Here is a 26,205-nt window from a genome sequence, read left to right on the forward strand (position 1 = left end):
GGGGATGGGTTGTGCCCGACCGCCATTTCGAATTTTGGCCGAAGGATGTTCCGAAATCCCTGACGGTCCCGCGGACCACCCTGTTCGACAACCTGGAGGTCTCGGCCCGTCGCTACCCGGACAAGGTGGCCATCCACTACTATGGCCACGCCATCCGCTACAGCGAGCTGTACCGGGACGTCAACCACTTCGCCGGGTTTCTGCAGCACGATCTCGGTGTCGCCAAGGGCGACCGCGTCCTCCTGTACATGCAGAACTCCCCTTCCTTTGTCGTCGCCTATTACGCCATCTTGCGCGCGGACGCAGTGGTGGTCCCGGTCAACCCGATGAACGTCACGGAGGAGCTGGTGTTTTACATCGAAGACGCGGAACCGAAGGTGGCCATCGTGGGGCAGGAGCTGTTTCCGCGCATCCAGCCGTTGGTCGGGCAAGGGACCCTGCAGCGGGTGGTGGTGGCCGCCTATTCCGACTACCTCGGGCCAGACGCGGATCCAGACACCCCCGAGTTCGTCGCGGCGCCTCGGATCCCTCTGCACGACGCGGCGGCCGTCGCCTGGCGGGACGCCCTGGCGCTGGAGCGTAGCCCAGCGCCGGCGCAGGCGGTCGCGGACGATCTCGCCGTGCTCCCGTACACCTCGGGCACGACGGGCCGTCCCAAAGGGTGCATGCACACCCACGCCACGGTGCAGGCCAACACCGTCGGCGGGGTGGTCTGGTCGGCGATGACCCAGGACGCCGTGGTACTGGCGACCTTACCCCTGTTTCACGTCACGGGAATGGTGCACAGCATGCACGCGCCCATCTTCGCCGGCAGCACCATCGTGCTGATGACGCGCTGGAACCGGGATCTGGCCGGGCGACTCATCTCCCGCCACCAGTGCACCGGCTGGATCAACATCTCGACGATGGTGGTCGACTTCCTCGCCAACCCCAACCTGCCCCAGTACGACCTGTCGTCGCTCAAGCGCATCGGGGGCGGCGGCGCGCCTCTGCCACAGGCCGTCGGCGAGCGGCTGTACGAGCTGACGGGCCTACGCTACGCGGAAGGGTACGGTCTGTCGGAGACCATCTCGCAGACCCACTCCAACCCACCCGACCGGCCGAAGCTGCAGTGTGCCGGCATACCTGTGTTCGATGTGGACGCGCGCGTGATCGATCCGGATACCCTGCGCGAGCTGGGCCCCGGCGAGCAGGGCGAGATCGTCGTCTCGGGGCCCCAGGTCTTCCTCGGCTACTGGCGGCGGCCGGAGGAAACCGAGCGAGCGTTCGTCCAGGTGGACGGCAAGCGCTTTTTCCGCACGGGGGACATCGGCTACGTCGACGAGGAAGGGTACTTTTTCATCGTCGACCGCCTGAAGCGGATGATCAACGCCAGCGGCTTCAAGGTCTGGCCGACGGAGGTGGAGTCCATCCTCTTCCGGCACCCGGCGGTGGAGCAGGCCTGCGTCGTCGGCGTGCCCGACCCGCGCCGGGGCGAGACGGTCAAGGCGTACATCGTCCTCAAGCCGTCCCACCGCGGCCAGGTGACGGAAGAGGAGATCATCGCCTGGTCGCGGGAGCACATGGCGGCGTACAAGTGCCCGCGGATGGTGGCATTCGTCGACGCCCTGCCGCTCTCCGGCACGGGCAAGGTGATGTGGCGGCTCTTGCAGGAGGAGGAGCGCAAGCGGTACCAAGAGGCGCAGGGATAGAGCAAGCGTAGAGAGGGAAAACGGCGGGGAAGCAGGGGGTCAAACACGGCCGCGCTGTTCTGCGGTCGGTCCGGCCGGAGGGGCGGCGCGGCGTCGGGAACCGAGATCACGAAGGGGGCGGCGGCATGGCGCGGATGGTGAACACGGTCACGGGACCGGTCCCGGTGGAGCAACTGGGCAAGACCCTGATGCACGAGCACTTTTTATTCGGATATCCGGGGTACCAGGGGGACGTCACGCTGGGGCCGTTGGATCGAGAGGAGGCGCTGCGCATCGGGATCGACGTGGCCAGGCGGTTGCAGGCGCACGGGGTGCAGACGGTGGTCGATCCGACGCCGAACGACTGCGGCCGGGATCCCGAGTTTTTGCGGGAGATCTCCGAGCGGACTGGGCTACAGATCATCTGTGCGACCGGCTACTACTACGAGGGGGAGGGGGCGCCCGCGTACTTCAAAGTGCGCCGCGCGTTCGGAGACGCAGAAGCGGAGATCTACGAGATGTTCATGACCGAGATCACCCAGGGCATCGGCAAGACGGGCATCAAGCCGGGCATCATCAAACTGGGCTCCAGCCGAGGGGGCATTACGGAGTATGAGCAGATGTTCTTCCGCCAGGCGGCGCGGGTCCAACGGGAGACGGGCGTCACCATCGTGACGCACACCCAGGAGGGGACGATGGGTCCGGAGCAGGCGGAGCTGTTGATCGCGGAGGGGGCGGATCCGAGCCGCATCGTGATCGGCCATATGGACGGCAACACGGATGTGGCGTACCACTGGAAGACGCTGGAGTACGGCGTCACCATTGCGTTTGACCGATTCGGGCTGCAGGGCATCGTGGGCTGCCCGATGGATCATCTGCGCGAGACGGTGCTGATTGGCCTCATCGGCATGGGTCATGCGAATCGCATCGTGCTGTCCCACGACACGGTCAATTGCTGGTGCGGTCGCCCGTTCAAGATGACGGAGCAGGTGCAGGCGCTGATGGCCTCCTGGCACCCGACACACCTGTTCGAAGACGTCGTCCCGGTCTTGCGGCAGGCAGGGGTGACGGACGCGCAGTTGCACACGATGTTTGTGGACAACCCGCGGCGGCTGTTCGGCGGGGAGTAGAGACAGAGGCATGGGGACGGGGCTTTTGGATAAACAAGGGAGAGGCGAGAACGGAGATGCGGTTGAAGGACAAGGTGGCGGTGGTGACCGGCGGGGGCAGCGGCATCGGCCGGGCCACCGCTCTTCGGTTTGCGGAAGAAGGGGCCGCCGTGGTGGTGGCGGATGTACGGCCGGAGTCCGGCGAGGATACGGTGGCGCGCATCGGCGCGGCGGGCGGCCGTGCGATCTTCGTGCGAGTTGACACGAGCGTGCGGGAACAGGTGTTTCGACTGGTGGACGAGGCGGTGCGGACGTTCGGGCGGATCGACGTCATGTTCAACAACGCGGGCATCGGGACGAGCCAGCCGTATTCTCTGCTCGATCTGCCGGAGGAGGAATATCTGCGCGTCATCGCCGTCAACCAAACCGGCGTGTTCCACGGCATCCAGGCGGCCGCCCGAGCGATGCGGGAACAGGGCGGGGTCATCATCAACACCGCCTCCGTGTACGGGTTTCTGGCGGATCGGCGGCAGTTCGCATACCACGCCAGCAAGGCGGCGGTGGCGATGATGACGAAGGCCGCGGCGCTTGAGTTGGCCAAATACAACATCCGCGTGGTGGCCATCGCGCCGGGGTTGATCGACACCGGGATCGTGTCGGGATGGAAGGCGGATGCCCGCGTCTGGGCTGCGGTGGAGCAGGCGCAGATGCGGCGCCGGGCGGGAACGCCGGAAGAGGTGGCGAACGTGGTGGCGTTTCTCGCGAGCGACGAGGCGTCGTTCGTCAACGGCAGCGTCGTGTTCGTGGACGACGGTGCGGCGTCGTTCAAGCGATAGGCGTTCGTCAGCGGTGTCCGTGGCGGATCTGACTGTGCCATTCGGAGGGGGTTCACAGGATTGCAGGGGACTGTATCATCGCCCCGGCGGGCGGAATCCTGCCGGGGCGATGTGCTGTGGAGGGAGAGGCGGGGGCGGAAGCTGAGGCAGGGGTTGGGGCTGGGGCTGGGGCGCGGGAGCCGGGGCGCGGGAGGCCGGGACGCGGGAGGCCAGGGCGCGGGAGGCCAGGGCGCGGGAGGCCAGGGCGCGGGCAGTCGTTTGTGAGAAGTGGTAAAAACCGAATGCACGTTATCTGCACGTGGGGAAGACGCGATAGACACCGTTTCGGCGTTATGTTGAGGCAGGAGCGGGCAGATAAAGTGGAAATGTTATGTTATCGATGCCAGCGAGGCCTCCGGTTGGCCTGGTTAAATGCAAAACGGTTGCTATGGACACATAGGGCCGGTCGAATAAAGGCAAATCGGTTTTTATGGACCAGACGTTCCGGATGTATAAGTACACTTCAGTTGTTACCACTCGACGACGACAGTCGTGGGCCCCCCATTCACAACCCATTGACAACCCATTTCCCCCATTCGCCTCCCACTGAACCCCCATGCGCAACCTACAACGGTGGGAATGCGGCGGTCCACGGCGCTTCTTCACCCGGATCGCTGGGCGAATGTGTGAAGGCCGGGGGCCCTGCCGGGCAGCGGGGGCCGGCAGCCCCCCCCCTGCCCAGTTTCGGCCCGCCCGGCCGGACCTGGGTCCGCTCCAGTTCACTCCTGGAAGGGCCACGCCGGCAGCATTTTGCGCAACGGTTTGTCCACCCGGTAGCCCAGGGCGTATTCCGCCTGCATCAGGGTGTGGATCTCGCGGGTGCCCTCGTAGATGACCGGCGCCTTGGCGTTGCGCAGGTACCGTTCCACCGGGTACTCGTTCGAGTATCCATAGGCGCCGTGGATCTCCACGGCGTCGCTCGCGGCCTCCCACGCCGCGTCGCAGGCGATCCACTTGGCCAGCGACGTCTCGCGGGTGTTGCGCACGCCCTGGTTCTTGAGCCAGCCGGCCTTCCACACCAACAGGCGCGAGATCTCGAGGTTGGCGGACATCTTCGCGATCATCTGCTGCACCAACTGGTGCTGTCCGATGGGCTTGCCGAAGGTCTGCCGCTCGTGGCAGTACTTCAGGGACGCCTCCAGGCAGGCGGCGATGGTCCCGCAGGCCCCGGCCGCCACGGTGAAGCGGCCGTTGTCGAGTGCCGACATGGCGATCTTGAAGCCTTCGCCCTCCTCGCCGAGGCGGTTCTCCACCGGAACGCGGACGTTGTCGAAGATGAGCTCGCCCGTGTTGCCGGCGCGGATGCCGAGCTTGCCCCGGATGGGCCGGCTGCTGAAGCCCGGGAAGGTGCGTTCCACGATGAACGCGGAGATGCCGTGGTGGCGCTTGCTCTTGTCGGTGTAGGCGAAGACGATGAAGTGGTCGGCGATGTCGGCCAAGGAGATCCAAATCTTCGATCCGTTCAAAATGTACACGTCCCCGTCCCGCACGGCGGTGGACTGCATGGCGGCCACGTCCGATCCCGCGCCCGGCTCCGTCAACCCGAAGGCGCCGATCTTCTCCCCGCGGGCCTGCGGCACCAGGTACTTCTGCTTCTGCGCCTCGGTGCCCCACTGCAGAAGGGTCAGGGAGTTGAGCGCCGTGTGCACCGAGACGGCGGTCCGAAATGCCGTGTCCCCGCGCTCCAGTTCCTCGCAGACAATCGCCAGGGTGTTGTAGTCCATCCCCGCCCCGCCGTACTTCTCCGGGATGCATACGCCCATCAGGCCGAGTTCGGCCAGGCGCTTGAACACGCTCGTCTCCACGTGATGCTGCTCGTCCCACTCGCGGATGTGCGGCAGGATCTCCTCGTCGACGAACTTGCGCACCAGGTGCTTCACGGCCAACTGTTCTTCCGTCAGGCTGAAATCGAGCACAATCTCGCTCCTCTCTGGGTCATCCTTCCCCGTCGTGCTGTACCGTCATGGTGTACTGTCGTGCTTCACCGTCGTGGTGCACCGTCATGCAGTGCCGCCGTACTGCGCCGTCGTGCGTCACCGTACGCACCCTCGCGCCCGCAGCCGGGCGAGGTCGGCCTCCCCGTACCCGAGCTCCCGCAGCACCTCGTCCGTGTGTTCGCCGACGCGAGGCGGGTGGCGGTAGGTATCGACCGGGGTCGCCGACAGGTGCAGCGGGCTGCCGACCAATCGCGTCTCCGCCCCGTCCGGCCGCGCCACCGTCCGCAGCATGCCGCGGGAGAGGACGTGCGGATCGCGAAACACTTCATCGACCGTCTGGATGGGCCCGCACGGGATCTCCGCCTCCGTGAGCACCTCCATCCAATGCTTGCGATCCCGCCGCCGAAACGCCTCCTCCAACAGAGGAATGAGGGCATCCCGGTGGGCGACGCGGTCGGGATTGGTGCGAAACCGCGGATCCTCGGCCCACTCCGGGTGGCCGAGGGCGGCGCACAGGCGGCGGAACTGCCCGTCGTTGCCGACGGCCACCGCGAACTCCCCGTCCGAGGCCGGGAACGTCTGGTACGGCACGATGCTCGGGTGGGCGTTCCCGAGCCGTCCCGGCACCACGCCCGCCAGCGCGTTGCTGGCGATGTTGACGAGGGCGGCAATTTGGGCGTCCATCAGCGCCAGATCGATGTGCTGACCTTCCCCGGTTCGATCCCGGTGCCGCAACGCAGCCAGGATGGCGACGGCGGCGAACAGGCCGGTGAACACGTCGCCGACGGCGACGCCGACCTTGGTTGGCGGCCCGTCCGGGAACCCGGTGACGCTCATCAGCCCGGACATGGCCTGGACGACAAAGTCGTAGCCGGGCAGATCCCGGTACGGGCCGGTCTGGCCGAATCCGGAGATGGAGCAGTACACCAGGCCCGGGTTGTGCCGGGCCAACTCGGCGTACCCGAGTCCCAATTCCGCGGCCTTGCCGGGGCGGAAGTTCTCAATCACCACGTCGCTCGTCTGCGCCAGGCGCCGGACCACCTCCAGGCCTTCCGGGGATTTCAGGTCGACGGCGATGGAGCGCTTGTTGCGGTTGGCGGACAGGAAGTAAGCGCTGTGCTCGCCCACGAACGGCGGCCCCCAGGCGCGGGTGTCGTCCCCCTGCAGGGATTCCACTTTGATGACGTCCGCGCCGAGATCGCCCAGGGTCATGGTGCAGAAGGGCCCGGCTAACACGCGCGACAGATCGCACACGCGCACGCCGGCCAAGGCGCCGGCCATGGCGACGACCTCCTTTCAGCGTTTGCGCTGGTTGGCCGACAGGATGGCGGGATCGGTCAGCACCTCGACCACCGCGGGCCGCCCGGCCGCCACCGCCTCCTGCAGGGCGGGCAGCACGTCCTGGTTGCGCGTCACCTGCACGCCGAAGGCGCCGAACGTCTTGGCGAGCTCGGCGTAGTTGGGATTGCCGAGCTCGGTGCCCACGACGCGCCCGGGGAACCGGCGGTCCTGGTGGGCGCGGATGGTGCCGTACAGGTGGTTGTTGATGACCACCGCCACCACCGGCACCTGGTGCCGCACCGCCGTCTCCAGCTCCTGAATGGTCATGAGGAAGCCGCCGTCGCCGGAGAACGACATCACCAGCCGGTCCGGATGCGCCAGTTTGGCGCCGATGGCGGCGGGTAGGCCGTAGCCCATTGCGCCGGAGGTGGGGCCGACGTATGTCCCCGGGCGTTGGAACCGCCGGTACCGCACCAGCCAGCCGAAGAAGTTTCCGGCGTCGCTGGTGAGAATGGCGTCCTCGGGCAGGAAGCGGTTGAGGTCGTGCATGAAGCCGTCGAGATCGACCACGTCGTCACGGGAATCGGCGGGCGGCGTCGAGTGCGCCAAGTAGCGCTGGTGGAGGTCCGCCACCCAGGCGGCGCGGGCCGCAGCGGCTTCCGTTTGTCCGGAGGGCACCAGGCCGAGCAGGACGTCGAGGAAGCGGGCGGCGTCGGAGACCACCGGGATGGACGGCGGGTAGACGCGGCCGAGCACCTCCGGCGCGATGTCCACGTGGATGAGCCGGGACTGCGGCGAGAGGAGCCTGTAGTCCTGCGTGGTCACCTGGGAGAAGCGGGTGCCGATGGCGAGCACCAGGTCGGCCGACCGAATGGCCTCGAGCACGTGCGGTGCCGGACCGAAGCCGAGCCAACCGACGTAGCACGGGTGCGTGTTGGGGAAGGCGTCGAACCGGCGGAACGCGGTCACGACCGGAATCTGCAGCCGCTCCGCCAGCGCCGTCAGCTGCGGCGTCGCACCGGCGCGCAGGACGCCGCCGCCAGCCAGGATGACGGGCCGATGCGCATGCCGCACCGCCTCCCAAACCTCCGCCACGGCCTCGGCGGGTGCGGCGGGGGCGGGGATGCGGTACGGTTCGAGGGCCGGCGCGTCGCAGGCGTCCTCCAGCATGTCGTGGGGCAGGGCCACCACCACCGGACCGGGCCGGCCCGACCGCGCGACGGCGAAGGCGCGGTGCAGCAGCTCGGGGATGCGGGCGGCGTCGTCAATCTGCACGGTCCATTTGCAGATGTGGCTGAACCAGGCAGCGAGATCGACCTCCTGGAACGCCTCCCGGTATTTGAACGGGCGCTCAATCTGCCCGAGCAGCGCGACGACGGGGGTGGAGTCCTGCATCGCGGTGTGCAGGCCGATGGCCAGGTTGGCGGATCCGACACCGCGCGTCGCGGCGCATACGCCGACTTCGCCGCTGGCCTTCGCGTACGCTTCGGCCATGAAGGACGCGCCGCCCTCGTGGCGGTTCACGATCAGTCGGATGGAAGGATGCTGGTACAGGCCGTCGAGGACGCCGAGGTAGCTCTCGCCGGGGACCGAGAAGACGTGCCGCACCCCTTCGCGGGCGAGGACCTCGACGACGGCGTGGCCGCCGGAACGCGTCGACATGGGGCATGCTCCTTTCGAACTTGTGTGACAATGTCTACATTTCTACACCCGATTCGTTTTTCCTACGTGTCTCGAAACAGCGGCCCCGGATTGGGTGATAAGATCGGGGCAAGGGAGAGGACGAAGCTGGGGGTGCGCGGCATGAAGCGGTTGGTGTTGGTGACGGCGGACGAGTACGCGCGCAAGTCGCTTTCGGAAGAGCTGCGCCAGGTGCTCGAGGACGTACGTGACGTGGTGTGGCTGGAGGCGCGCAGCCTCGATGCGCTGGGTCCGCGCCCGGAGGCGGATCTGTGCCTGGTGTCGACGCCGGCCATCCTGGAGGAGATCGGCCGCCGATGGGGCGATCTCGCGTGCCCGGTGATGGTCTGCCGCCGCTCCTTCGATCCGCGCCGCATCAAACCCCTCCTGGACTTGCCGCGGGGCACGCCGGTGTTGTTGGTGATCCTGTTTGAACAGGACGCCATCGCCCTGCGCGAGCTGTTGCAGGAGGCGGGCCTGGGTCACCTGGCGTACATCCCGTGGTCGCCGGGATCGCCGGTGCCCGAGCACGTGACGGTGGCAGTGACGCCGGGGAAGCGGCATCTGGTGCCGGGGACGGTGAAGAGCGTGATCGACATCGGAACCCGGACGATTGACGTGACGACGGTGGTGGAGATCCTGTACCGGTTGCAGTTGGATCGCCAGGCGGAGCGGCTGTCGGTGAAGTGGACGAAGGAGATGGTGACGCTCTACCGGGAGCTGCTGGCGGGCGGGGGTGTTCAGGCGGGCGGAAGTGTGAAGTCCGACGGGAGTGTCCGGACCGACGGGGGGCCGAAGGCGGGTCGGAGTGTCACCCCGGGCGGGAGCCTGGGGCATGTGGCGCGCTATACGATGGACGACATCCTGGGGGAGAGCCCGCGCATCCTGGAGGCGAAGGCGCTGGCCGCCAAGATGGCCCGCACGGACGGGACGGTGTTGCTGCTCGGGGAGAGCGGTGTCGGGAAGGAGATGTTCGCGCAGGCGATCCACAATGCCAGCGGGCGGGCGGGCCGGCCGTTCGTGGCGGTCAACTTCAGCGCTCTGCCGGAGACGTTGATGGAGAGCGAGCTGTTTGGATACGAGGAGGGCGCGTTCACGGGGGCGCGCAAAGGCGGCAAGGCGGGGCTTCTGGAGCTCGCCGACGGGGGAACGGTGTTCCTGGACGAGATCGGTGATGCCAGCCCCGCCGTGCAGGTGCGCCTCCTGCGGGTACTGCAAGAGAAGCAGATCCTGCGCGTGGGTGGCACGCGCGTGCGATCGCTGGACATCCGCGTCATTGCGGCGACGCACCGGGATCTGGCCGAGATGGTGGAGTCGGGCCAGTTTCGGCGCGACCTGTACTATCGCCTGGCGGTGTTTCCACTGGAGATCCCGCCCCTGCGCGAACGCTTGGAGGACGTGTTTCGCCTCTTCCTGCACTTTCTCGGCGACGCCGGCCGCTTTCGCTTCGATCCGCGCCTGCGCCAGTGGCTCACGGCGTACTCGTGGCCGGGCAATGTGCGTGAGCTGCAGAACTGCGCCCTGTACGTGCAAGGCGTCGCGGACGGCAAGGTGGGCTTCGCCGAACTGCCGCCGACGCTGCGTCGCGCGCTCGCGGGGGTGTCGGCCGTGGGAGACGGGGTGCCGGCAGGGGTGTCGCCGGCGGGCATGGCGGCGGGAGCGGGGACGGCTGGGACGGCTGGGACGGCTGGGACGGCTGGGACGGCTGGGATCGCGAGGTCCGGGGAGGTTGGTGCGAGGAAGGGTGCGGTGAGAGCCGCGCGATCGCACAAGGCGGCGGGAATGGGTGCCCAGGGTGAGGCCGGCGCCGGACGGGATCTGGGCTGGCTGGACGGACAACCGGTGCTCCTGGAGATCCTCGCGCTGCTCGCAGAGGCGGGGTCAAACCGTGGGGGGCTCGGCCGACGCGCGCTGGCCGAACGAGTGACCTCTGCGCGGTTGACGGCGGAACAGATGCGGTCCCGGTTGAAGGTGCTGCAGGAATTGGGTCTGGTGGCGCCGGCGCGCGGGAGGCAGGGGACGATGATCACGCCGCTCGGGATGGCGTATCTGCAGCGACGCCGCGGTGCCGGGGAGGAAGGGGTGGGGTCGGCTGGGGGTTCTTGAGCCGGCCGCTGTCTGTCCGAAAAGGACGGTAATCAGGTCAACTGGCCCGGGCTGATTTGTGGGATTATCCGATTTTGCCGCCTATCGGAGGGGACGTGTTGCTGACGGTGCCCGTGATCGGGCGGATAGGCCGGGTTTTCGGACAAAGCGGCCTGTCGGCGAGATCGAAACAGGCGGATAAGCTGGGTTTTCTTACTAAGCCTTCGGCGCCACGGTTCATGCGGCTCTCACCGTGCCTGCGGGATATCCCTCCGCCGGTTTTGATGTTACGGCGGGTCCCGGGCAATGGCATAAGGTGAAGAACGTGATTTAATGAAGCGGACCATGCTGCCGGCGGGCCTGGATACGGACAAAACTGTCGCTATCGGTGTATTCATGTATGTTCGTAAATACAGAGTTGTTGTTATTCGAGCGTGCGCCTGATGGGTTAAGCACAATTCGTACATAAAATGCCTCTATGGGGGCCCCTGTTGACAACCCATTTCCCCCATTTACAACCCATTCACCACCCATTTCCCCCATTTGCAACCCATTTCTGCGCGCAGGCACGATGATGGCCTGACGATTGCGCCCCTTCCACCGCACACGGGTTTCATCCGCCGCCTCTGGCACGGCGCCCCCTGGACATCCCCCATGCCGCGGGCCGGCACCGCACCACTTGGCACGCAAATTGCTGTCGGAATTGTGATGAAAACATCCCTTTTCGATCGCGCCGGTTCCCGCGGGCCTGGCGCCGCCCAACCTGCGCGCGCCATGGGGGCCGCGGCGGGCCCCCCGGCCCGCGGGCCCACGCTACCCGCGCCCGCGCGTCACGCGGGCTGGCGCCCCGCGCCCCTGATGTCCGGGGCCGGCGCGGACACAGTGCAGCATCGCATCGAGGCAAAGGAGTGGAGAACTTGCTTCCATTGGAAGGCATCCGGGTGTTGGACTTGTCGCAGATCATGGCCGGGCCGTTCTGCGCCATGGTGCTCGCCGATTTGGGCGCCGACGTCATCAAGATTGAAAAGCCGAACGGCGGAGACGATTCCCGGCAGATGGGGCCGTTCGTCAACGGGGAGTCGGTCTGCTATTTCCAGATCAATCGCAACAAACGGGGCGTGTGCCTGAACCTGAAATCGGCAGAGGGACTGGAGCTGTTCTACGAGTTGGTGAAGACGGCGGACATCCTGATTGAGAACTTCCGGCCCGGGGTGACGAAGTCGCTGAAGATCGACTACGAGACGCTTCACGAGATCAACCCCGGGCTGGTGTACGGGTCCATCTCGGGCTACGGGCAGACGGGGCCATACGCCCACAAGGGCGGGTTCGATCTCATCGCCCAAGGCATGACCGGCCTGATGGCGATGACGGGCTATCCGGATAAGCCGCCGGCGAAAGCGGGCGTGGCGGTGTACGACATCGGCGCGGGGCTCACGGCGGCCTACGGCATCCTGGCGGCGTACATCCAAAAGCAGCGCACCGGGATTGGACAGCACGTGGACGTCTCGCTGGCCGAGTCGGGATTGCCGTGGTACGCGTGGGAGGCGGCTGCCTACTTCGGGGCGGGAGAGTTGCCGAAGCGGACCGGATCGCGCCACCGCGTGTCCGCGCCCTACCAGGCGTACCGGACGCGAGACGGATACGTGGTGCTGGGCTGCGCCAACCAGCGCAACTGGGAGAAGTTCTGCCGGCAGGTGGTGAACCGGCCGGAGTGGCTGGACGATCCGCGCTTCAGGACGAACTCCGACCGGGCGCGCCACGCCGACGATCTCGAAGTGCTCATCGAGGAGGTGTTCGGCACGCAGGACTCGGCCCACTGGCTGGAGCGGTGCGAGGCGGCGGGCGTACCGGCGGGCCCCATCTACACCCTCGACGATGTCGTGCGCGATCCGCACTATCTGGCGCGGGACATGGTGGTGGAGGTGGAGCACCCGGTCATTGGCCGGATGAAGATGTTCGGCATTCCCACCAAGTATTCGGAGGAGCAGCCCACCGTCCGCCGCGCGGCGCCGTTGCTCGGGCAGCACACCGACGAGGTGCTGTCCGAACTCGGCGTCGGGGCGGACCGGCTGCAGGCGCTGCGGGACCGGGGCGTCATCCGCTGAGGGCAGCGAGGGGGCGCACCGTTGAACGAAGTGCTGGTGTGAATCGTTTGGTGGCGCCGCTCCCTCACCTCGGGACGGAACGACACGCAGGGCACCGAGCAGACATCACAGACCAGGGAGGGAACCGGATGGCAGGCGTGGAGGATTGGCTGTACCTGGTGAAGGAAGGCGAGATCGCGACAGTGGTGTTCAACCGCCCGGAAAAACGGAACGCGCTCAATCACGCCATGTGGGTGCGCTTGTCCGAGTTGATGCGGGAATGCGAGGCCGACCGGGCCATCAAGGTGGTCATCTTCCGCGGCGTCGACGCGACGGCGTTCGCGGCGGGGGCGGATATCAGCGAGTTCCTGACGCTGCGGGCGACGAAGGAGGGCGCGATGCAGTACAACCGCGCGACGGTGGCCGCGGAGCACGCCATTCACCACCTGTCCAAACCGACCATCGCCATGGTGCAGGGGTACTGCGTCGGGGGCGGCTGCGAGATCGCCGTCGCGTGCGACTTCCGGTTCGCCGATCCGACGGCGAAGTTCGGCATCACCCCGGCGAAGCTGGGGCACGTGTACAACCTGCCAGCCACCAAGACGTTGGTCGATCTCGTCGGTCCCGCAAAAGCCAAGGACATCCTGTTCACCGGCCGGTTGTTGGACGCGGAGGAGGCGCTGCGGATCGGTCTCGTCGACCGCATTGTGCCCGCGGAGGACCTGGAGCGGGAGACGTGGGCGTACGCGCGGATGATCGCGCGCAACGCGCAGTTCTCGGTGCGCGGATCGAAGTACGTGATCGGCCGCATCCTCGACGGGGTGACGGAGGAGACGGAGGACATCCGCCAGCTGGTGCTGGACTCGTACGAGACGGAGGACTACCAGGAAGGCGTGCGCGCGTTCCTGGAGAAACGGCGTCCGAATTTCACCTGGTCGTGAGGGGGCCGAGGAGACGGGAGGGGTGCAGGGATGCTGCCGCTCGATGGCGTCAAGATCCTGGACATGACGCAGTTTCTGGCAGGGCCCTACTGCACCATGGTGCTCGCCGATATGGGGGCGGAGGTGACGAAAATCGAGCGCTTCCCCAGCGGGGACGACTCGCGCCGGTTGGCGCCCTTCGTCAACGGCGAGAGCTACTGCGCCGCCATACCCAACCGCAATAAGAAGAGCTTGGCGCTGGACCTCAAGCATCCCCGCGGAAAGGAGGTGTTCTTCCGGTTGGCCGAGAGGGCCGACGTGATCATCGAGAATTTCCGCCCGGGCACCACGCGGAAACTGGGGGTCGACTACGACGCGGTCAAGGCGGTCAACCCGGACATCATCTACTGTTCCATCTCCGGCTTCGGCCAGACCGGGCCGTTGGCCCATCAGGGCGGGTTCGACATCATCGCCCAGGGGTTCACCGGCCTGATGCGGATGACCGGCGAACCGGGCGGCCGGCCGGCGAAGGTCGGCATCGCCATCGCGGATCTGGCGGCCGGCAACGCGGCCGCGCAGGGGATCCTCGCCGCGTACGTGCACCGGCTGCGAACCGGGAAAGGGCAGTACCTGGAGACGTCGCTCGTCGACGCCGTCCTCGCCTGGACCGTGTGGGAATCGGGCGCGTACTTCGGCGGCGGCGAGCTGCCGGAGGCGACCGGCACGCGCCATCGCCGATCGACCCCTTACCAAGCGTACCGGACGCAGGACGGATACGTGACGGTCGGGGCTGGGAACCAGCGCCTGTGGGAGCGGTTCTGCCGGCAGGTCATCGAGCGGCCCGAGTGGATTGAGGATCCGCGGTTCCTGGACCTCGGCCTGCGCATGAGACACATCGATACGCTGGAGCGCGAGATCGAGGCCATCACCGTGCAGCGGCCGACCGCCTACTGGGTCGCCAAGTTGGACGAGGCGGGCGTGCCCGGCGGGCCGGTGTACCGGTATGACGAGGTGCTGGCCCATCCGCACGTGCAAGCCCGGGAGATGGTGGTGGAGTTGGATCACCCCATCATGGGGCGGATGCGGTCCCTGGGGCTTCCCGTCAAGTTCCAGGGGACGCCGTTGTCCATCCGGACGCCCGGCCCGTGGCTCGGCCAGCACACCACCGAAACGTTGCGGGAGGCCGGCTACTCGGCGGAGGAGATTCAGGCATTGTACGACCAAGGCGTGGTGTACGACAAGTACCCGGACCGGCACGCGGGCGCGTGACGCCGCCTCCGCGGCCGGATGACGGAGACGGAGGGGGAGAGGCTGTTGTTCTCGGAGAAGATGGACCTGCGCCTGCCGGGCCCCGTCCAGGTGCCGCGCGAGATCCAGCGGGCCATCCTGCGCTCGTTCGATCACCCGGTGATGGACTACCGCACGGGCGCCTTCCAGGAGGTGCTGCTGGCGGCTGAGCAGGCGGTCAAGCCCGTCTTTCAGACGCAATCGGACGTGTACATCCTGTGCGGGAGCGGCGCGTCGGCCCTGGAGACCGCGATGGTCAACCTGGTCGGCCCGGGAGACACCATCGTCATCTGCAACATCGGTTACTTCGGCGACTATTTGGTGGACATCGCCGCGCACATCGGGGCCGAGGTGTTACAGGTGAAGGCCGAATGGGGCCAGGTGGTCGATCCCGAAGCCCTCCGCAGCGTCCTGCGCCAGCATCCGGAGGTCAAGGCGGTGTTTGCCACGCACTGCGAGACGTCCACGGGCGCCGTCAACCCGGTCCGGGAGCTGGCGGCCGTCGTGCGGGCGACAGACGCGGTGTTCGTCGTCGACGCCGTGAGCTCCCTGGCGGGGACGCCGTTGTACATGGACGCCTGGGGGATTGACGTGGTCGCGACGGGGGGCCAGAAGGCGCTGATGCTGCCGCCCGGCATCTCCTTGGTGGCGGTGGGCGAAAAGGCGTGGCGGAGGATGGAGCGGCACAAGTGCCCGTCGTTCTATCTGGATCTCAAGAAGTACCGGGCGCTGCTGCCGCAGGGGCACACCCCGTACACGCCGAACATCGCCCTGGTGGGTGGTCTGCTGGAGTCGTGCCGGATGATGGAGGCCGGGGGTGGCGTGGAGGCGTCCTATCGGCGGCACGCCGCACTGCGCGACATGACCCGGGCGGGCGTGCGGGCACTCGGATTGCCGCTGCTCGTGGACGATGCCCACGCCAGCCCCACCCTGACGTCGGTGGTGTGGGACGATCCGAGGATGGACGCGGACGCGTTCCGCCAGGTGCTGCGCGAGACGTTTCACATGGCCGTCGGCGGCGGCCTCGGAAAATGCAAGGGGAAACTGCTCCGCCTCGGTCACATGGGGTACACGGACGCAGGGGATGTGCTGAAGATGCTCGCCGTCCTGGAATTGGCGCTGCGGCACATCGGACGTGACGTGGAGCTCGGCGCGGGCGTGCGAGCGGCGGAGGCGGTATGGCTGCAGCGGCCCGAGTGCTGAACGCACCGGGCCAGGAGCCACTTCGCAAATAAAATACTGAATATTGGAAACTAAACGTGTTTTATGGACGGTCAAGATGGTCAAAACGACGGCATTTCAAGATTCAGGGGAGGCCGATACGGGATGTCCGTACAACAGGAAGGTCGGAGAACGCACTTCCGATGGGTGATCCTCGGCGTCATCTGTCTGATGTATCTCATCACGTACCTCGACAGAACCAACATTTCCGTCGCCGCGCCCTCCATCAGCAGCGACTTCGGGTTTAGCAAAGTGCAGATGGGGGTGATCTTCAGCTCGTTCGTCTGGGCGTACGCGATTGGACAGGTGCCCGGCGGATGGTTGGGCGACAGGTTCGGGCCGCGGCGCGTCCTGGCGTCCATCGTGACCTGGTGGTCGATTTTCACCATCATCACGGCGCAGGCAGCCACGTATGCCGCATTCATCGTGATCCGATTCCTCTTCGGTCTGGGAGAGGCGGGCGCCTTCCCGACCGCCACGCGCGCGATGCAGCTCTGGTTCCGCAAGCAGGAACGCGGATTTGTCCAGGGCATCACGCACAGTTGCAGCCGGTTCGGCGCCGCCATCGTGCCGCCCATCGCCGCCACCATCATCCTGCATTACGGATGGCGGGCCGTGTTTTACGCGTTCGGCGGGCTGGGGATTCTGTGGGCCATCCTGTTCTTCCTTGTGTATCGCAACATCCCGGAAGAGCACCGGTGGGTGAACCGGGCGGAGTTGACGTACATCCGGGGGGTGGACGCGCAAGGGAACCTCATTCCGCCGGTGGACACCCTGAAGAAGCCACAGGTGCCCTGGCGGAAGCTGCTTTCGTCCGGAAACATGTGGTTCATTATGATGGCATATTTCTGCTACAACTACGCGTTCTACTTTTACTCGACGTGGTTGCCCACCTATTTGCAGGAGTACCGACACTTCACGCTGTTGAAAATGGGATTCTTCGCTTCCATTCCGTTGTTGGCCGGCGTGATTGGGGACACCTTGGGCGGGTTGATCACGGACCGCATCTACCGGAACACCCGCAACGCGCGATTCTCGCGCAAGGTGGTCGCTGTGCCGGCGCTGGTCGTGGCGGCCATCGCCTTGATCCCGGCGGCGACGACGGCCAATCCGTACGTGGCGGTCGCCTGCCTGGCGGTGTCCCTGTTCTTCCTCGAAGGCATGATCGGTCCGCAGTGGTGCGTTCCCATGGACGTGGGCGGTGCGTACTCGGGCACCGTCTCCGGGATGATGAGCATGGGCGGCAACCTGGCCGGTGTGGTGTCTCCCATTGTCTTTGGTGCCTTGGTCCAAGGGGGCTCATGGACGGCGCCCTTCTACGTGGAGGCGGCGGTCCTCATCCTCGGCGCGTGTATTTGGCTGTTCTTGCTCGATCCGGAGCGGTCCGTCGTGGGCTCTCGTGCCCCGGCGCCCGACGCGGCGGCCGCAGCCGGAACGGTGTGATTCATCCTTGCACCGCCGTTGGAAGATTGGGTATTCTAGCAGAAACCGGATGGCTGGGTGACGTGTGCCTTGCGGCTTCCACCCAGCCTTCCTGCTGCAGCACCAGGGCGTTGGATGGGGGCCCATCCTCGCCTTCCTCAGGAGGTGACAGACATGCGGTACCGGTTGGAGAATACGGAGCCGAAGTTGGACGAGACGGTGTACATCGCACCCGGCGTGCACATCAGCGGGGACGTGCAGATTGGACGGGAGTCGAGCGTGTGGTTCAACACGGTCATCCGCGGGGACAACGCGCCCATCGTCATCGGCGAGCAGACGAACATTCAGGACGGGTGCGTGCTGCACGTCGATGCGGACGCGCCGATGCGCATCGGGAACCGCGTGACCGTCGGGCACAACGTCATCCTGCACGGGTGCACCATCGGCGACGGCGCGCTGATTGGGATGGGTGCCATCGTCCTCAACCATGCGGAGATCGGGGAGGAGGCGCTGATTGGCGCGGGGACGCTCATCCCCGAGGGGAAAAAGATTCCGCCGCGGGTGCTGGTCGTGGGCAGCCCCGGGCGGGTCGTGCGCGCACTGACCGAAGAGGACCTCGTGCGCCTGCGGGCCGGGGCGGAGCACTACGTGATCCAGAGCCGGCGCTACATGCGCCACGGGATCACCGGTTGGGCGCCGGGATCGCAGGCATGAGAAGGAAACCGCGGTCGCGTGAGGCTGGACGCGCAATCCAGCGTGGTTCGCGGTAAGATAGACGGTGTCACCGAGGTGGGTGTCAGCGAGGAGGAGGTGATCCGCATGCAGACCACGTTGCTGTACGGCCGGGGCGGCCTGACCATCGAGGTGCCGGACGACGCCTTGGTGGTGGAGCCCAAGCACCTGCCTGCGCTGCCGGATGACAAGGCGGCGGTGATGGCGGCGCTGCGCCAGCCCATCGGAAGCGCTCCGCTCCGCGAGCGTGTCAAAGCGACCGACCGCGTCGCCATCGTCATCTCCGACATCACCCGGCCGACACCGAATCACAAGCTGGTGCCGTGGCTGCTGGAGGAGCTGTCCCACGTGCCGTTGGAGAACATCGTGATCATCAACGGAACGGGGACGCACCGCGACCAGACGCGGGAGGAGTTCATCCAAATGCTCGGCGAGTGGGTGGTGAATCATGTCCGGGTCATCAACCACCACTGCCACAACCGGGACGAGCTGGTCAAGGTGGGGCACAGCCGGTTCGGCTGCGACGTGTACCTCAACCGGGCGTACGTGGAGGCGGATGTCCGCATTGTCACCGGGTTCATCGAGCCGCACTTCTTCGCCGGCTTTTCCGGCGGCCCGAAGGGGATCATGCCGGGAATAGCGGGAATTGAGACGATCCTCACCTTCCACAATGCCCGCATGATTGGCCATCCCCTGGCCACCTGGGGGCACATGGAGGGTAACCCGTTGCAGGAGATGGCGCGCGAGGTCAACGGCATGTGTCCGCCCGACTTCATCCTCAATGTCACGCTCAACCGGGACAAGGAGATCACGGCGGTGTTCGCGGGCGATCTCGCGGCTGCCCACGAGGCGGGATGCCGGTTCGCGAAGGAGCACGCGATGATCCGCTGCCCGCACCGGTTCGACGTCGTGATCACGTCCAACTCCGGCTATCCCCTGGACCAGAATCTGTACCAGGCGGTCAAGGGCATGAGCGCGGCGCACAAGATCGTCAAGCGGGGCGGCACCATCATCTGTGCCAGCGAGTGCTCGGACGGGCTCCCTGACCACGGCAACTACGCGAAGATCCTGCGGATGCGGCGGACGCCGCAAGAACTCCTGCAGATGATTGAAGACCCTTCGTTCCAGATGTTCGATCAGTGGCAGGTCCAGAAGCAGGCCGTCATCCAGACATGGGCGGACGTGTACGTGTACTCGTCCCTGCCGGATGAGGACGTGCGGGCGGCGATGCTTCAACCGACGCACGACATCGAGGCCACCCTGGCGGAATTGCGGGGGAAATACGGCCCGAACATGACGGTGGCCGTGTTGCCGCTGGGGCCTTTGACCATCCCCTATGTGGAGGAGTGATGCTTTCATGGAGATCCGGCACCTCGGTCGTACCGGACTGCGCGTACCCAGCCTGTGCCTGGGGACCATGACCTTCGGCAACCAGGCGGACGAGAAAACGTCTCACGCCATTCTCGACAAGGCCTTCGACGCCGGAGTGTACTTCATCGATACCGCGGACATGTATCCGCTCGGCGGCAGCTACGAACAACTGGGGAGGACGGAGGAGATCATCGGGCGGTGGCTCAAGGGCAAGCGGGACAAGGTCGTGCTCGCCTCGAAGTGCCACGGTGCGATGGGCCCGGGCCCGAACGACAGGGGGCTTTCCCGCAAGCACATCCTGGACGCCATCGACGCCAGCCTGCGCCGTCTCGGCACGGACTACTTAGACCTCTATCAGGCCCACCAATTCGATCCGACCGTCCCCATGGAAGAGACCCTGCAGACGTTCGACGACCTGGTGCGCGCGGGCAAGGTGCGCTACATCGGCGTGTCCAACTGGCGCGCTTGGCAGGTGGCCAAGGCGATGGGGCTGGCGGCGCGGTTTCACTGGAATCCCATCGCCAGCGTGCAGCCTCGTTACAACCTGCTGTTCCGTATGATTGAGGAAGAACTGGTGCCGCTGTGCCAGAGCGAGGGGATTGGGCTCATCACCTACAACCCGCTGGCGGGCGGGATGTTGACGGGGCGCTACCGGCCCGGGCAAGACGTGGAGCCGGGGACCCGGTTCGCCCTCGGCGGGGTGACCAACGCGGGCCAAATGTACCAGACCCGCTATTGGAACGACGCGGTGTTCGCCGCGGTGGAGCGGTACCGTGCGTGGTGCCAGGAGCGGGATCGGGACATGGCGACGACGGCGGTGCAGTGGGTCATCCAGCAGCCGGGGATCACGTCGGCCATCATCGGCGCGAGCAGGCCGGAGCAGTTGGATGCCTCCCTGCGCGCGGCCGAAGTGGCCGAGACGCAGCCGTTGACGCAGGAGGAGTTGGACTGGCTCGACCAACTGTGGTTTTCGCTGCCGCGCCGGCGCGAAGCGCGCTGAGTGGGGAATACCGGGAATGGAGCGGGCGCCCGATATGGGCGCCCGTTTGGTTTAGGCGCGCGCAGGTCGATACGAATGTGATATCATATTGGTATCAATCGCAAACGGAGGCTGGAGGATGAACGAGCGTCGTACGTGGAAGCTCAACGGGTATGTCGGCGTGTTGTTGTTTGTCTTGTTGCTCGTCGGGGGCGTCTGGCAATTGTTGATGAGGCATGTCCTTCTGGCCGTGGTCCTCTGGCTCATTGCTGTGGTGTTGGTCTCCGGCGTGTTCGTCGTGCAGCCGAATCAGGCCGTGGCGGTGGTGCTGTTCGGCACCTATCTCGGCAGCGTGAGGGAGAGCGGACTGTGGATCACGGTGCCGTTCACCTGGCGGCGCAAGGTGTCGCTGCGGGTGCGCAATTTCAACAGCGCCAAGCTGAAGGTCAACGATGTGCGGGGGAATCCGGTCGAGATTGCCGCGGTGGTGGTGTTCCGCGTGATCGACTCGGCCAAGGCGCTGTTTGACGTGGAGGATTATGAGAAGTTCGTCGAGATCCAGAGCGAGACGGCGCTTCGGCACGTCGCAAGCCGGTACCCTTACGACACCTATCAAACCGGGGAGTTGTCTCTGCGCGCCAACCCCGAGGAGGTGGCCGGTGAGCTGGTCCGCGAACTCGAAGAGCGCTTGAAGGTCGCGGGCGTGGAGGTGCTGGAGGCGCGGTTGACGCACCTCGCGTACGCGCCTGAGATTGCTAGCGCAATGCTGCAGCGCCAGCAGGCGGAAGCGATTGTGGCAGCCCGGGAGCGCATCGTGGAAGGAGCGGTGACGATGGTGCAGGCGGCCATCCGGCAGTTGGAGAAGGAACGGTTCGTCGAGTTGGATGAGGAGCGCAAGGCAAACATGGTGAACAACCTGTTGGTGGCCATCACGTCGGACCGCGCGGCGGCGCCGGTCATCAACACGGGATCGCTGTACTGAGGCCCGCGTCATGCCGAAGAAGCAGTATCCACTGCGGTTGGACCCGGAGTTGTACGCCATCCTCGAGCGGTGGGCTGCGGACGAACTGCGCAGCGTGAACGCGCACATCGAATACCTGCTCCGCGACGCGGCACGCCGGGCGGGGCGGTTGGGCAAAGCGGGGGATCGGACACCGCCTCGGGAAGTGCGGGAGGAGCCGCCGCACGACGGGCGCACGGAATCACCGCCGTCGCCGCGCGACTCGTGATACGCCGCAGGACTTGTAAAGAAACGACGTGACGTGAAGGAGAGGTGTCCATTGTCGCATCAAACGGAAGTTCTGGTCGTCGTGACGGCCCTCATCGCGTGGAGCGTGTACCGCCGCGTGCGGCGCACTTTGCATTGGCAACCTCTGGTCAAACGGCGGTTGGTGGTGCGGGGGAGCGTGTTCATCGTGATTGGCGTGCTGTTGTTGGTGAGCACGCTGTATCATCCTTCCACCGCCTGGTGGGACGCGGCCGGTGTGGCCGCCGGGGCGGCGTTGGCCTGGCTGGCCCTGCGCAACACCCGGTACGAGCGGCGGGACGACGGCTGGTACTACCGCCCGCACGGGGCCATCGGCGCCCTGGTGATCCTGCTGTTTCTGGCGCGTATCGCGTATCGCCTGGCCGCCGCGGAGGCCCTGTGGAACGGGCAGGGCAAGGCGGCGGGAGGGCTCGTGCCGGCAGGCGGAGCGCATGCGTCCGCTGCGGCGGCGAGTACTGTCGACCCGTGGACGGCCGGCGCCATGTTCATTCTGGTGGCCTACTACGCCGTGTACTATCTCGCGATGGCCTGGCGCGGGCCCCGGCCGAACGAGCTCGCTGAAACCGGCTGATCCGCACGGACGGTTCGTCGGCACCCGCACGGTAGGCTCACCGGCACCCGCACGAGCGGCCATCCGGGGCGCGGCCCCTGGGGATTGCGTGGAGCGGCCCCAGGGGCCGCGCCGTTTGCCGCCAACCGGCCCGGATCAGTGGGGGATTTCGTCAATCAGCTTGCCCGGGTTCATGATGTGCTGCGGGTCGATGGCCGCCTTGATGGCGCGCATCACGGCGAGGGCGGGTCCGTGCTCGAGCTCCTGGTACTTCATCTTGCCGAGGCCGACGCCGTGCTCACCGGTGCAGGTGCCGCCGAGCTGGAGCGCGTAGTGCACCACTTCTTCGTTGAATGCGTGCACCCGCTGGACGTCGGCGGGATCATTCGTGTCGATGGCGATGCTGACGTGGAAGTTTCCGTCGCCGACGTGGCCGACGATGGCCCCGCGGACGCCGGTCTCCTGCAGACGGCGTTGGGCGAAGGTGCACGCGTCCGGCAGCTTCGAGAGCGGCACACACACGTCCGTCGACATGTGCCCGAGCCCCGGGAACTGGTGCATAAACGCGTACAGGGCGTTGTGGCGCATCTCCCACATCTCGTGGCGCGCCTCTTCGTCGATCACGAAGTCGAACGACAAGCACCCCTCGTCGCGCGCGATCTCCTGGGCCAACTCGACGTCAATCTGCACGCCCTGCTCGCTGCCCCGGAATTCGATGAGCAGCGTCGGCACGACCGGAAAGTTGACGCCTTTGTACTTGTTGAAGGCCGTGACGAACTCCTGGCTGAGCAGTTCGATGCGGGCCACCGGGATGCCGGCGCCGACGATGGCCGTGGCGGCGTTCACGCATGCCTGAAAGTCGCGGAACTGGGCGCGCGCGGCGACGGTCTTTTCCGGGATGCCGTACACCTTCAGCCACAGTTCGGTGATCACGCCGAGCGTGCCTTCGGACCCGACGAACAGGGCGGTCAGGTTGTAGCCGGAGGAGGATTTCGCGGCGAGCGAGGCGGTCTGGATCACGCGGCCGTCCGGGAGCACGACCTGCAAAGCGCGGACGTTGTCGCGCATCGCGCCGTAGCGGACGGTGGTGGTGCCGCTGGCGTTGGTCGCCGCCATGCCGCCCAGGGTGGCGTCGGAACCGGGATCGACCGGGAAGAACAGGCCGTACCGTTTCAGCGCATCGTTGAGCTGGTTCTTCGTGACGCCGGGCTGGACGCGCACCAGGAAATCGTCTGGGCGCACCTCGAGGATGCGGTTCATGCGCGTCAGATCGACGCTGATGCCGCCGCGCACCGGGACCACGTGGCCTTCGAGGCCGGTGCCTGTTCCGAACGGGATCACCGGGATCTGGTGCTCGGCCGCGTACCGGACCACCTTCACCACGTCCTCGGTCGACTCGGGGAACACCACCACGTCCGGCCGTCCGCCGCGGTGGTAGGACTCATCGTGGCTGTGCTGTTCGAGAATGCTCTCCCCCGCGGACACCTGCCCAGGGTTCAGCAGGCGCGCGAGATCTTCCGTCAGGGTGGGGATGGGTGCCGACATGCCAACGCCTCCATCGTGTTGTCTTGTCTGGTTCCGCTTGCGATGCTTTCCGGAGAATGCGTATGCATGTATCATTATAGCGCAGCAGAAAAGTTTGACGACGGAATCGGCGAGGAGGGGGAGCGCATGTACACGTTCACGGGACAAGTGGTGTGGGTGACCGGCAGCAGCACGGGCATCGGCCGGGCGGCGGCGGTGGCCTTCGCAGAACACGGGGCCGACGTGGTCGTGCATGGCAACGAGAACCGCGAGGCTGCGCAGGCGTTGGCCGCCGAGATTGAACGGATGGGAAGGCGGAGCCTGGCGGTGGCCGGGGACGTGGCGGACCGCACGCAGGTGGCGGAGATGGTGGCGCAGGTGCGCGATCGCTTCGGCCGGCTCGACGTGTTGGTCAACAACGCGGGCGCGCTGATCCGGCGGGCGAGGTTGGAAGAGCTGGAGGAAGACCTGTGGGACCGGGTGATGGACGTCAACCTGAAATCCGTCTACCTGGTGACGCGGGCGGCGCTGCCGATGCTCAAGGCGAGCCGGGGCCGCGTCATCAACGTCACGTCGGTGGCGGCGCGCAACGGCGGCGGCCCTGGCAGCATCGCCTACGCGACGGCGAAGGCGGGGGTGAGCAATCTGACGCGGGCCCTGGCGAAGGACCTGGCGGAGTACGGGATCCTGGTGAACGCCATCGCGCCGGGGGTGATTGACACGCCCTTTCACGAGCGCTTCACGCCGCGCGACGCGTACGAGGCGATGGTCCGCCAGATCCCGTTGGGGCGCGCCGGCACGCCGGAGGAGTCGGTGGGCGCCATCCTCTTTCTCGCCTCGCCGCACGCGCGCTACATCACGGGCGAGATCATCGAGGTCAACGGCGGCCAGCTGATGAGCTGATGGCGCGCGGGCGCTGTGGCAATCGGCGCACCTCTCTCGTCCTCCTCACTCGATTTGGCACGGAATTTGCTTGTCAACCATCGGATGGACACGTCGCCCCCGGAGTGCAGCGGGTGCCCATCCACGGCGAAGCATCCGATGACCTCCGCGCAAGGGCGGCGCACAAGGAGGGATTCGGATGGGATTTCCGAAGTGGCGGCGGGTGCGTCAGCATTTCGAAGGGCCCGTGGTCGAAGACATCCCCGCCCGCGTGGAGGCGGAATTGCGGCGCGTTCTGGCCGTTGCGGACGCTCCGCAGCGGGAACCTGGCGGCGAGCGGGGCTTGGCACAGCCGTGCGTATGGCCCGGGATGCGGGTGGCCATCACGGCGGGCAGCCGCGGGATCGCCAACATCCCCCTCATTCTGCAATCGGTGGTGCGCACTTTGAAACAACTGGGGGCCGAGCCGTTCATCGTCCCGGCGATGGGCAGCCACGGCGGGGCCACCGCCGAGGGGCAGCGGGAGGTGTTGGAGAGCCTCGGCGTGACGGAGGCGTTCTGCGAGGCGCCCATTCGCTCCTCGATGGACGTGGTGCAGATTGGGACGACACCGCAGGGGATGCCCGTCTTCATGGACGCTTACGCGGCGGCGGCGGACGGCGTCGTCGTGGTCGGGCGGGTGAAGCTGCATACCGATTTCAAGTCGCCCATCGGGATTGAAAGCGGTTTGATGAAGATGATGGCCATCGGGCTCGGCAAGCACCGGCAGGCCCTGGAGATCCACGCCTACGGGGTGCCGGGCATCCGCGATCACATGCCCGAGGTGGCGAAGGTGGTGCTCGCCTCCGGCAAGGTCCTGTGCGGCCTGGCCATCCTGGAGAACGCCTTCGAGCAGACCGCCCACATCGAGGCCGTCGAACCCGCGCGCATCCCGGAGCGCGAGCCCGAGCTCCTGCGCCTGTCGGCCGCGTGGATGCCGAAGCTGCCGGTGGACGATGCGGACCTGCTGATTGTCGACGAGATCGGCAAGAACTACAGCGGCACCGGCATGGACACCAACATCATCGGCCGCATCCGCATTCACGGCGTGCCGGAACCCGAGCGGCCGCGCATCCAGTACATCTTCGCGCGCGACCTCAGCGAGGCGTCCCACGGCAACGCGCTCGGCATCGGGCTGGCGGACCTGACCACGCGGCGGCTGCTGGAGAAGATCGATTTCCAGAAGATGAATGAACAGGCGCTATGCAGTTGCTCTCAACAACTGGGTTTTGTCAGGGTCAAACCACCTCAGTTCCAATCGTGTTGGCCAAAATTTGTCGATGAGGCTTG

21 protein-coding genes are annotated in these 26,205 nt (G+C 66.4%); 17 read left to right on the forward strand and 4 right to left on the reverse strand.

Going from position 1 to position 26,205, the window contains the following annotated elements; all coding sequences use genetic code 11:
* Window positions 1-11 precede the first annotated feature (11 nt).
* From BM357_RS16050 to BM357_RS16060, 3 genes are all read left to right on the forward strand, one after another.
* Window positions 12-1,691 (forward strand): long-chain fatty acid--CoA ligase, encoded by a 1,680-nt coding sequence (locus tag BM357_RS16050; RefSeq protein ID WP_139234763.1) that lies wholly within the window; start codon window positions 12-14, stop codon window positions 1,689-1,691.
* A 125-nt stretch (window positions 1,692-1,816) separates the two neighbouring features.
* Window positions 1,817-2,800 (forward strand): phosphotriesterase family protein, encoded by a 984-nt coding sequence (locus BM357_RS16055; RefSeq protein ID WP_029421300.1) that lies wholly within the window; start codon window positions 1,817-1,819, stop codon window positions 2,798-2,800.
* 56 nt (window positions 2,801-2,856) lie between these two features.
* Entirely contained in the window at window positions 2,857-3,615 is a 759-nt protein-coding gene (locus tag BM357_RS16060; protein ID WP_074955815.1) for an SDR family NAD(P)-dependent oxidoreductase, read from the forward strand.
* Window positions 3,616-4,373: 758 nt separating this feature from the next.
* Here the strand turns inward: BM357_RS16060 and BM357_RS16065 are convergent.
* The 3 genes from BM357_RS16065 to BM357_RS16075 form a co-directional block, all read right to left on the reverse strand.
* Entirely contained in the window at window positions 4,374-5,570 is a 1,197-nt protein-coding gene (locus tag BM357_RS16065) for an acyl-CoA dehydrogenase family protein (protein WP_074955818.1), read from the reverse strand.
* A gap of 117 nt (window positions 5,571-5,687) precedes the next feature.
* Window positions 5,688-6,872: a CaiB/BaiF CoA transferase family protein gene (locus BM357_RS16070; RefSeq protein ID WP_074955821.1), complete on the reverse strand. Its 1,185-nt coding sequence runs from the start codon at window positions 6,870-6,872 to the stop codon at window positions 5,688-5,690.
* A 15-nt stretch (window positions 6,873-6,887) separates the two neighbouring features.
* Window positions 6,888-8,534, reverse strand: coding sequence for a thiamine pyrophosphate-dependent enzyme (locus BM357_RS16075; RefSeq protein ID WP_074955824.1), 1,647 nt, complete (start codon window positions 8,532-8,534; stop codon window positions 6,888-6,890).
* A gap of 141 nt (window positions 8,535-8,675) precedes the next feature.
* Here BM357_RS16075 and BM357_RS20530 point away from each other — a divergent pair, with 141 nt between their 5' ends.
* From BM357_RS20530 to BM357_RS16135, 12 genes are all read left to right on the forward strand, one after another.
* A complete protein-coding gene (locus BM357_RS20530; RefSeq protein ID WP_281245613.1) occupies window positions 8,676-10,658 on the forward strand; it encodes a sigma-54 interaction domain-containing protein in 1,983 nt (660 codons plus the stop codon).
* A gap of 896 nt (window positions 10,659-11,554) precedes the next feature.
* Window positions 11,555-12,742, forward strand: a complete 1,188-nt coding sequence (locus tag BM357_RS16085) for a CaiB/BaiF CoA transferase family protein (RefSeq protein WP_074955879.1) — start codon at window positions 11,555-11,557, stop codon at window positions 12,740-12,742.
* A gap of 128 nt (window positions 12,743-12,870) precedes the next feature.
* Window positions 12,871-13,662, forward strand: a complete 792-nt coding sequence (locus BM357_RS16090; RefSeq protein WP_074955830.1) for an enoyl-CoA hydratase/isomerase family protein — start codon at window positions 12,871-12,873, stop codon at window positions 13,660-13,662.
* A 30-nt stretch (window positions 13,663-13,692) separates the two neighbouring features.
* Window positions 13,693-14,910: a CaiB/BaiF CoA transferase family protein gene (locus tag BM357_RS16095; RefSeq protein ID WP_074955833.1), complete on the forward strand. Its 1,218-nt coding sequence runs from the start codon at window positions 13,693-13,695 to the stop codon at window positions 14,908-14,910.
* A 45-nt stretch (window positions 14,911-14,955) separates the two neighbouring features.
* Window positions 14,956-16,131: a pyridoxal-phosphate-dependent aminotransferase family protein gene (locus tag BM357_RS16100; protein ID WP_074955836.1), complete on the forward strand. Its 1,176-nt coding sequence runs from the start codon at window positions 14,956-14,958 to the stop codon at window positions 16,129-16,131.
* 123 nt (window positions 16,132-16,254) lie between these two features.
* Window positions 16,255-17,592, forward strand: coding sequence for an MFS transporter (locus BM357_RS16105; RefSeq protein WP_074955839.1), 1,338 nt, complete (start codon window positions 16,255-16,257; stop codon window positions 17,590-17,592).
* A gap of 153 nt (window positions 17,593-17,745) precedes the next feature.
* The gene (locus BM357_RS16110; protein WP_074955842.1) at window positions 17,746-18,285 is read left to right on the forward strand and encodes a gamma carbonic anhydrase family protein; all 540 of its coding nucleotides are present in this window, start codon (window positions 17,746-17,748) and stop codon (window positions 18,283-18,285) included.
* Window positions 18,286-18,390: 105 nt separating this feature from the next.
* Window positions 18,391-19,653, forward strand: a complete 1,263-nt coding sequence (gene larA, locus BM357_RS16115) for a nickel-dependent lactate racemase (protein WP_074955882.1) — start codon at window positions 18,391-18,393, stop codon at window positions 19,651-19,653.
* A gap of 7 nt (window positions 19,654-19,660) precedes the next feature.
* Entirely contained in the window at window positions 19,661-20,674 is a 1,014-nt protein-coding gene (locus BM357_RS16120; protein WP_074955845.1) for an aldo/keto reductase, read from the forward strand.
* A 118-nt stretch (window positions 20,675-20,792) separates the two neighbouring features.
* Window positions 20,793-21,635 (forward strand): SPFH domain-containing protein, encoded by an 843-nt coding sequence (locus BM357_RS16125; protein WP_074955848.1) that lies wholly within the window; start codon window positions 20,793-20,795, stop codon window positions 21,633-21,635.
* 10 nt (window positions 21,636-21,645) lie between these two features.
* Window positions 21,646-21,882, forward strand: coding sequence for a type II toxin-antitoxin system antitoxin (locus BM357_RS16130; protein WP_074955851.1), 237 nt, complete (start codon window positions 21,646-21,648; stop codon window positions 21,880-21,882).
* Window positions 21,883-21,933: 51 nt separating this feature from the next.
* Window positions 21,934-22,491, forward strand: a complete 558-nt coding sequence (locus tag BM357_RS16135; RefSeq protein WP_074955854.1) for a CcdC protein domain-containing protein — start codon at window positions 21,934-21,936, stop codon at window positions 22,489-22,491.
* Between the two features lie 135 nt (window positions 22,492-22,626).
* Here BM357_RS16135 and BM357_RS16140 read toward each other — a convergent pair whose 3' ends face one another.
* Window positions 22,627-24,015 carry an FAD-binding oxidoreductase gene (locus tag BM357_RS16140; protein ID WP_074955857.1) on the reverse strand — a complete coding sequence of 463 codons (1,389 nt, stop codon included), beginning with the start codon at window positions 24,013-24,015 and terminating at the stop codon, window positions 22,627-22,629.
* 126 nt (window positions 24,016-24,141) lie between these two features.
* Here BM357_RS16140 and BM357_RS16145 point away from each other — a divergent pair, with 126 nt between their 5' ends.
* Both BM357_RS16145 and BM357_RS16150 read left to right on the forward strand, forming a co-directional pair.
* Window positions 24,142-24,897: an SDR family NAD(P)-dependent oxidoreductase gene (locus tag BM357_RS16145; RefSeq protein WP_074955859.1), complete on the forward strand. Its 756-nt coding sequence runs from the start codon at window positions 24,142-24,144 to the stop codon at window positions 24,895-24,897.
* 178 nt (window positions 24,898-25,075) lie between these two features.
* Window positions 25,076-26,205, forward strand: a 1,130-nt coding sequence (locus BM357_RS16150) for a nickel pincer cofactor-dependent isomerase, group 22 (protein ID WP_074955862.1), incomplete at its 3' end; no start/stop codon positions are given.

This window comes from Paenalicyclobacillus macrosporangiidus, assembly GCF_900116805.1.
Lineage (GTDB): Bacteria > Bacillota > Bacilli > Alicyclobacillales > Alicyclobacillaceae > Alicyclobacillus_H > Alicyclobacillus_H macrosporangiidus.

Bases quoted from the DNA above. Each gene is read 5' to 3' on its own strand.
- BM357_RS16055 (WP_029421300.1), top strand. From the start codon at position 1,817: ATGGCGCGGATGGTGAACACGGTCACGGGACCGGTCCCGGTGGAGCAA.
- BM357_RS16060 (WP_074955815.1), top strand. From the start codon at position 2,857: ATGCGGTTGAAGGACAAGGTGGCGGTGGTGACCGGCGGGGGCAGCGGC.
- BM357_RS16070 (WP_074955821.1), bottom strand. From the start codon at position 6,872: ATGGCCGGCGCCTTGGCCGGCGTGCGCGTGTGCGATCTGTCGCGCGTG.
- BM357_RS16075 (WP_074955824.1), bottom strand. From the start codon at position 8,534: ATGTCGACGCGTTCCGGCGGCCACGCCGTCGTCGAGGTCCTCGCCCGC.
- BM357_RS20530 (WP_281245613.1), top strand. From the start codon at position 8,676: ATGAAGCGGTTGGTGTTGGTGACGGCGGACGAGTACGCGCGCAAGTCG.
- BM357_RS16090 (WP_074955830.1), top strand. From the start codon at position 12,871: ATGGCAGGCGTGGAGGATTGGCTGTACCTGGTGAAGGAAGGCGAGATC.
- BM357_RS16095 (WP_074955833.1), top strand. From the start codon at position 13,693: ATGCTGCCGCTCGATGGCGTCAAGATCCTGGACATGACGCAGTTTCTG.
- BM357_RS16105 (WP_074955839.1), top strand. From the start codon at position 16,255: ATGTCCGTACAACAGGAAGGTCGGAGAACGCACTTCCGATGGGTGATC.
- BM357_RS16110 (WP_074955842.1), top strand. From the start codon at position 17,746: ATGCGGTACCGGTTGGAGAATACGGAGCCGAAGTTGGACGAGACGGTG.
- larA (WP_074955882.1), top strand. From the start codon at position 18,391: ATGCAGACCACGTTGCTGTACGGCCGGGGCGGCCTGACCATCGAGGTG.
- BM357_RS16120 (WP_074955845.1), top strand. From the start codon at position 19,661: ATGGAGATCCGGCACCTCGGTCGTACCGGACTGCGCGTACCCAGCCTG.
- BM357_RS16125 (WP_074955848.1), top strand. From the start codon at position 20,793: ATGAACGAGCGTCGTACGTGGAAGCTCAACGGGTATGTCGGCGTGTTG.
- BM357_RS16130 (WP_074955851.1), top strand. From the start codon at position 21,646: ATGCCGAAGAAGCAGTATCCACTGCGGTTGGACCCGGAGTTGTACGCC.
- BM357_RS16140 (WP_074955857.1), bottom strand. From the start codon at position 24,015: ATGTCGGCACCCATCCCCACCCTGACGGAAGATCTCGCGCGCCTGCTG.
- BM357_RS16145 (WP_074955859.1), top strand. From the start codon at position 24,142: ATGTACACGTTCACGGGACAAGTGGTGTGGGTGACCGGCAGCAGCACG.